The sequence below is a fragment of the Actinokineospora fastidiosa genome (genome assembly GCF_014648415.1).
GTDB lineage: Bacteria > Actinomycetota > Actinomycetes > Mycobacteriales > Pseudonocardiaceae > Actinokineospora > Actinokineospora fastidiosa.
This window is the reverse complement of the sequence record NZ_BMRB01000006.1, coordinates 312,274-318,777: the sequence shown is the minus strand read 5'-3', so window position 1 is coordinate 318,777 and position 6,504 is coordinate 312,274. Positions and strand designations below refer to the sequence as shown.

Sequence of the window (6,504 nt, the reverse complement as noted above, 5' to 3'; positions counted from 1 at the left end):
TTCTGTGCTGGTCACAAGGTGTGCCCCCGGCAGGATTCGAACCTGCGCTCCCGCCTCCGGAGGGCGGTGCTCTATCCCCTGAGCTACGGGGGCCAACGTCGGCAAGCCTAGCGTACGGGGCCCGGCGCTACGAAATCGGCCTGGCCCCGTACGCTGACCTGCTACTTCACGCCTCCTGCCGTCAGGCCCGCCACGATTCGGCGTTGGAAGAGGAGGACCAGGATGACCAGGGGGATCGTGACGATCACGCCTGCGGCCATCTGGGTGCCGAACGGGGCGTCGAAGTTGGCTTGGCCGGTGAACTGGGAGGTGATGACCGGGGCGGTCTTCAGCTCCTGTTTGTTCACCACCGACAGGGCGATGATGAACTCGTTCCACGCCGCGATGAAGGTGATGATCGCGGTGGTGAAGACGCCCGGCGCCGCCAGGGGGAGGATGACCTTGCGGAACGCCTGGGCCGGGGTGCAGCCGTCGATCTGGGCGGCCTCCTCCAGTTCCGTGGGCATCTGGCGGAAGAACGCCGTCAGGTTCCACACCGCCAGCGGCAGGGCGAAGCTCATGCTGGGCACGATCATCGCCTGGTAGGTGTTGAACCAGCCGATGGCGTTGAACAGCTCCAGCAGGGGCACCAGCAGCGAGATGCCGGGGAACATCGACGTCGTGATGATGACGGCCAGGACGAGGTTCTTGAAGCGGAAGTCCAGGCGCGCCAACGCGTACGCGGTCAGGATGCCGATGATCAGCACGGCGACCGTGGTGACGCCCGCGACGATGAAGCTGTTGCCCAGGGAGCGGAGGAAGCCGTTCTGGGGGCTGAAGGCGGCCGCGTAGCTCTCCAGGCTCAGCGGGTTGGGCAGGGGGCTGCCGGAGAACAGGTCCGACGTGCGCCGCAGGCTGGACACCACCATCCAGTAGAACGGCGCCAGGCAGTAGATGACGATCACGGCGATGCCGAGGTACGGCAGCCAGGTGCGGGCTCGGGTCATCGCTTCCTCCCCCGCTGCGCCCCGATGACGTCGGCGCCGAGCAGCTTGACGAAGACGAAGGCGACCGTGGCGACGTAGATGAACAGCGCCACCGAGTACGCCGACGCCTGGCCGTAGTTGCCGAACTTCACCGCTTCCTCGAACGCGAGCACGGTGACCGTGTCCGTGGCGTCCTTGCCCGGACCGATCAATGTGTACGGCAGGTCGAACATGCGCAGCGTGTCCAGGATCCGGAACAGCACCGCCACCAGCAGCGCGGGCTTCACCAGCGGCAGCGTGATCGACCAGAAGGTCTTCCACGGCGTCGCCCCGTCGAGCTTGGCCGCCTCGTAGACCTCGTTCGAGATGACCTGCAGGCCCGCCAGGACGAGCAGGCCGATGAACGGCGCGGTCTTCCAGGTGTCGGCGATGACGACGGCCAGCCACGCGGGCGGGCCGTCGGCCGTCCACAGGATCGGCGCGCCGGGCACGAGGTCGTTGGCCACGCCGTCGGCCTGGAAGATCCAGCGCCAGAGCAGGCCAGCGATGGCGGTCGGGACCGCCCACGGGACCAGGATGCTCGCCCGGACGAGCGCCCGGCCGCGGAACGCGCGGTGCATCACCAGCGCCATCAGGACGCCGACGATGATCTCCAGGCCCACCGCGACGACGGTGAACGTGGTGGTGTTCAGCAGCGCGTTGAGGAACCGGTCCCCGGTGTCGCCGCGGAACATGTCGAAGAAGTTGTCCAGGCCGACGAATTCGTCGCCCTTGATCAGGATGCCCGTCTGGGGGTCGATGCCGTCGCTCTGGCGGTAGAACGCCAGGCGGACCGCCGAGATGATCGGGTAGGCGACGACGAGGGCCAGCACGATGAGCGTGGGCGAGACGAGGAGCGCGGCCAGCCTGCCGACACCCGCCCGGCGGCCCGGGCCGGGGGGTGTCGCATCGGGCTTGGGATCGACCGGAGCTCCGACCATGGTGGTCATGAAGTCCTCCAACTGCGGCGGCCTCGGGGGTCAGCACACCCCCGAGGCCGTCCGCGTCGATCAGCTCGCGGTCAGTTGTTCCAGCTTGGTCTGCAGGGTCGCCAGGGCGTCTGCGGGCGCGACCTCGCCGCTCATGGCGGAGTAGGCGGCTTCCTGGATCGCGGTGGAGACCTCCTGGTACTTGACCACCGACGGCCGCTTCTGGGCGTTCTCGATGGACGCCTTGAGGAACGGCAGGTACGGGAACTGCTCGACCAGCTCCGCGTCGTCGTACAGCGCGGCCCAGGTGGGGGCCTGCGAGGTGGCCATCAGGTTCGCCCGCTGCTGCTTCTCGTCGACCATGAACTTGATGAAGTCCAGCGCGGTCTTCTTGTTCGGGGTGAACGCGCTGACGGCGTAGTTGTGGCCGCCGAGGGTGGAGGCGCCGGGGCCGTCGAGGCCGGGCAGCGGGGCGACGGCGAACTTGCCCGCGACCTTCGACGAGCCGTCGGAGGCGTTGGCCAGCGCGTACTGGTACGGCCACTGGCGGTGGAAGATCAGCTCACCGGCCTGGAACGCGCGGCGGCCCTCCTCCTCCTTGTACGTGCGGGCCTCGGCCGGGATCATGCCCGACTTGACGCCGTCGACCAGGAACTGCAGGCCCTTGGCCGCCTCGGGGGTGTTGACGTTGGGCTTGCCGTCCTCGCCGACGACCACGCCGCCCGCGGAGTTGACCGCCTCGCTGAAGTTGACCGTCAGGCCCTCGTACTTCTCGAACTGGCCCGCGTAGCAGTCCAGCGAGGCGTTGTCGGCCTTGACCTTCTCGCAGATCTCCTGCATCTCGGCCCAGGTCTTCGGCGGCTGCGCGCCGACGGCGTCGAGCAGGTCCTTGCGGTAGTAGAGCAGGCCGCCGTCAGAGGTGGTCGGGACGGCGTAGAGCTTGTTGAAGTACTTGCCCGTCTCCACGGTCGCCGGGAGCAGCTTGTCCAGCGGGAACTCGTTCTCCGGCAGCGCGACGATCCACTGGTTCGCGGCGAACTCGGCCGTCCAGACGACGTCGAGGTTCAGCACGCCGTAGGCGTCGGACTGGGCTTGGGCGTTCTGCACCATCTGCTGCCGCTGCTGGTCGGCGGATTCCGGCAGCTCGACGATGGTGACCTTCTGGTCGGGGTGCAGCTTGTTCCACTCGTCAACCTGCTTCTGCATGTTGCCCGACGTGTCCTTGCCCGACGCCAGCGTGATGGGGCCGACGCCTTCGAGGGCGGCGGGAGTCCCGTTCCCGGCGCCCGGGGCGGGCGCGGGGTCGCCGGAGCCGCAGGCCGCGGCGGTCACGGCGACGGCGGCGATGGCAGCGAGTCGGATCGCGGTGGAACGGTGAGTCTTGCGCACGGGAGTGGTCCCTACTGCCCGGTGCGTCGGCACGGCGCCTCCATGTGAATCGGTTCAGAGACGGAGCGGTTGCGCGGAAGCGCGCCCCGCCCCGTCGCGGTGTGAGGCACTGTGCACCGCTCGGCAGTCGCTCGGTACCGCCGGGTACGCGTTCGTTACCGATTCTTGACGGATCCAGCAATCCGTTGTCACGAGGCTCTGGTGTTGGACGCGAACGTGAGGCATGCTGTGCGACTAAGCCGTCTGAATGCATTCACGGCGCAAGTTTTGCGAGGAGGACGAGGTGGCCGAGGTCCGGTACGAGTCGGCATCGCGGGTGTACGCGGGTTCACCGCCGGTCCGCGCTGTCGACCAGCTCGATCTGTCCGTGGAGGACGGCGAATTCCTGGTGCTGGTCGGGCCTTCCGGCTCCGGCAAGTCGACCGCGCTGCGCATGCTCGCGGGCCTGGAGGACATCGACGAGGGCACGATCCGCATCGGCGAGCGCGACGTCACGCACGTCCCGCCGAAGGGCCGCGACATCGCCATGGTGTTCCAGTCCTACGCGCTCTACCCGCACATGACCGTCGGGCAGAACATGGGCTTCGCGCTGAAGCTGCAGGGCATGCCGAAGGCGCAGATCACCGAGAAGGTCACCGAGGCCGCCAAGCTGCTGGACCTGGAGAAGTACCTCTCCCGCAAGCCCAAGGCCCTCTCCGGCGGCCAGCGCCAGCGCGTGGCCATGGGCCGGGCCATCGTGCGCGACCCCGCGGTCTTCCTCATGGACGAGCCGCTGTCCAACCTCGACGCCAAGCTGCGCGTGGAGACCCGCGCCAACATCGCCGCCCTGCAGCGGCGGCTCGGCACGACCACCATCTACGTCACCCACGACCAGGTCGAGGCGATGACGATGGGGCACAGGGTCGCGGTGCTCAAGGACGGCCTGCTCCAGCAGTGCGACACCCCGCGCGCGCTCTACGACACCCCCGCCAACGCCTTCGTCGCGGGCTTCATGGGCAGCCCGGCGATGAACCTGCGCGAGGCCCGGGTCGCGGGCAACGGCGTGGTGCTCGGCGGGATGAACGTGCCGCTGAGCCGCGACGCGTTCAACGCCGTCGCCCGGCAGAACCTGCAGTCGGTGACCCTGGGCGTGCGGCCGGAGTCGCTGAGCCTGGCCCCCGCCGACACCGCGCAGGCGTTCGACCTGACCGTGGAGCTGGTCGAGGAGCTCGGCGCCGACGCGCTCGTGCACGGCGTGATCACCGGCGAGCCCGGCTCGCGGGTCGTCATGCGGGTCGACGGGCGCACGCCGCCCGCGCTCGGCCAGGTCGTGCGGGTGGCCCTGCGCCACCCCGAGGAAGTGCACCTGTTCCACCCGGAGAGCGGCGACCGCCTCATCTGAGTCTCAGCGTGACTGTGGCCCCGGACCGTTCGGTTCGGGGCCACAGCTATATCAGCGCCACGGCGCGGTAGTCGACGAGCCGGTCGAGGGCGTCGGGGTCGGCGTCCGGCGGGTCGGTCCGGCAGCGCGCGCCTCGGGCGGCGTCGCGGAGGAACCGGGCCACGGCGTCCGGGCGCGGCAGCGGGTCGGGGCCGAGGTAGCCCACGACGATGAGGTCCTCGCCGGAGTGCGTCTCCACCGCCACCGACCAGCCGTGGCGCTCGTCCCACAGCAGGGCGGCGTCGCGGTCGGGGTGGTCGGGGAGGCGCTGGTCGACGGCGAGGTAGGCCGACAGCGGCGGGCCGAGGTCGACGGCGCAGGACTCCAGGCCGATGCCGAGCCGGTCGCCGACGGCGGCGAGGTAGCCGCGCAGGCCCTGTTCGATGGCTTCTGCGGAGAGGGTGGGGATCATGTCCGGGTCCGGGGAGGGCGCCGGGCCGCCGGGGCCCGGCGCCGGGGCTGGTCAGGCGTCGATCTGCTTGGGCGCGGCGCCGTTGACGGCGATCCGGCGCGGCTTGGCGCGCTCGGCGACCGGGATGCGCAGGGTCAGCACGCCGTTCTCGTGCTCGGCGCGGATGTTGTCGGTGTCGAGCGCCTCGCCCAGGAACAGCTGGCGGGAGAAGACACCGTGGGTCCGCTCGGCGATCTGCGTCTGCGCGTCCTCGCCGACGGCGGTGGGCCTGCGCTCGGCCTTGACGGTCAGCACGTCGCGCTCGACGTCGAGCTCGATGGCCTCCGGCGCGACACCGGGCAGGTCGAACACCACCACGAACTCGTCACCCTGGCGGTAGGCGTCCATCGGCATGGTCGACGGCCGGGTCCACGTCCCCTGGAACACCTGCTGCGCCACGCGGTCCAGCTCGCGGAAGGGGTCGGTGCGCATCAACATCGGTACTCCACCTCCTGGTCGTTCGGGGTGTCAATGCGGCACGACTCCGTTGTAGCATGTCATCGGAACGACGACAACTGAGATGTCAACCATCTGATGACAGAGGAGCCCGCGGTGTCGGACGACTACGAGACCGCACGCGCCGACCTCGGCGCGCGCTACGGCGACGTCCCGCCGCTGGAGCTGATCCACGAGGTCGCGGGCGACGCCGACGAGTCAGCGCACGTGCTGTCCGCCCTGATCGTGCTGCGCCACCTGCGCTCCCAGCTCGGCGAGCTGGAGCCGAGGCTGATCGCCGCGGCGCGCGAGCTCGGCGTGAGCTGGACCCGGCTGGCCCCCGCGCTGGGCGTCACCAGCAGGCAGGCCGCCGAGCGGCGCTACCTGCGGCTGCGGCCCGACGACGCGGAGGCCACCGGCGAGGGCCGGGTCCGCGCCGAGCGCGACCGGCGCGCGGGCGACCGCGCGGTCGCCGAGTGGGCGAGGCGCAACTCCGCGGCGCTGCGCGGCCTCGCGGGCCAGGTCGCCGCGGTGGACGGCCTGGCGGGCGAGGCGCGGCGGGGCATCCACGAGGCGCTGGGCACGGACAACCCCGGCGACCTGCTCGACCCGCTGTCCGCCGCCGCCGCGCACCTGCGCGGCACCCACCCCGGCCTCGCCGACCGGATCGCCGAGGTGGCCGAGCAGACCGCGCGCGTGCGCAGGGAGATCAGCGACGAGCGCGCGGCCACGCCCGGCGGCTCGCGGCGAAGCGGGTGAGGAACGCCCGCCGGGATGCCGGGCCGGACAGCGACCTCGGCCCGGACGGCCCTCCGCGCCCGGCGAAGTCCTGAGTGGAGCGTCCGGGGCGCGTGTAGCCCTCGGCGATCGCGGGTA

7 protein-coding genes and 1 tRNA gene are annotated in these 6,504 nt (G+C 70.6%); 2 read left to right on the top strand and 6 right to left on the bottom strand.

Features of this window, described 5'->3' with window-relative positions; translation table 11 throughout:
- Positions 1–21 precede the first annotated feature (21 nt).
- The 4 genes from IEY98_RS27675 to IEY98_RS27660 form a co-directional block, all read right to left on the bottom strand.
- Positions 22–93: transfer RNA gene (locus IEY98_RS27675), tRNA-Arg, on the bottom strand.
- A 68-nt stretch (positions 94–161) separates the two neighbouring features.
- A complete protein-coding gene (locus IEY98_RS27670) occupies positions 162–986 on the bottom strand; it encodes a carbohydrate ABC transporter permease (protein ID WP_189213590.1) in 825 nt (274 codons plus the stop codon).
- The gene (locus IEY98_RS27665; protein ID WP_189213589.1) at positions 983–1,954 is read right to left on the bottom strand and encodes a carbohydrate ABC transporter permease; all 972 of its coding nucleotides are present in this window, start codon (positions 1,952–1,954) and stop codon (positions 983–985) included. The genes IEY98_RS27670 and IEY98_RS27665 overlap by 4 nt, the downstream gene beginning before the upstream one ends.
- Before the next feature lie 60 nt (positions 1,955–2,014).
- Complete coding sequence (locus IEY98_RS27660; RefSeq protein WP_189213588.1) at positions 2,015–3,322, bottom strand: ABC transporter substrate-binding protein; 1,308 nt, start codon at positions 3,320–3,322, stop codon at positions 2,015–2,017.
- A 283-nt stretch (positions 3,323–3,605) separates the two neighbouring features.
- Between IEY98_RS27660 and IEY98_RS27655 the strand changes: the two genes are divergently transcribed.
- On the top strand, positions 3,606–4,703 hold the full coding sequence (locus IEY98_RS27655; RefSeq protein WP_189213587.1) for an ABC transporter ATP-binding protein: 1,098 nt from the start codon (positions 3,606–3,608) through the stop codon (positions 4,701–4,703).
- Between the two features lie 46 nt (positions 4,704–4,749).
- On the opposite strand, the gene IEY98_RS27650 is transcribed toward IEY98_RS27655, so the two are convergent.
- Both IEY98_RS27650 and IEY98_RS27645 read right to left on the bottom strand, forming a co-directional pair.
- Positions 4,750–5,154 carry a DUF6292 family protein gene (locus IEY98_RS27650; RefSeq protein WP_189213586.1) on the bottom strand — a complete coding sequence of 135 codons (405 nt, stop codon included), beginning with the start codon at positions 5,152–5,154 and terminating at the stop codon, positions 4,750–4,752.
- A gap of 51 nt (positions 5,155–5,205) precedes the next feature.
- On the bottom strand, positions 5,206–5,631 hold the full coding sequence (locus tag IEY98_RS27645; RefSeq protein WP_189213585.1) for an Hsp20/alpha crystallin family protein: 426 nt from the start codon (positions 5,629–5,631) through the stop codon (positions 5,206–5,208).
- 96 nt (positions 5,632–5,727) lie between these two features.
- Here IEY98_RS27645 and IEY98_RS27640 point away from each other — a divergent pair, with 96 nt between their 5' ends.
- A complete protein-coding gene (locus IEY98_RS27640) occupies positions 5,728–6,387 on the top strand; it encodes an HSP18 transcriptional regulator (protein ID WP_229787573.1) in 660 nt (219 codons plus the stop codon).
- The last annotated feature ends 117 nt before the right edge of the window (positions 6,388–6,504 follow it).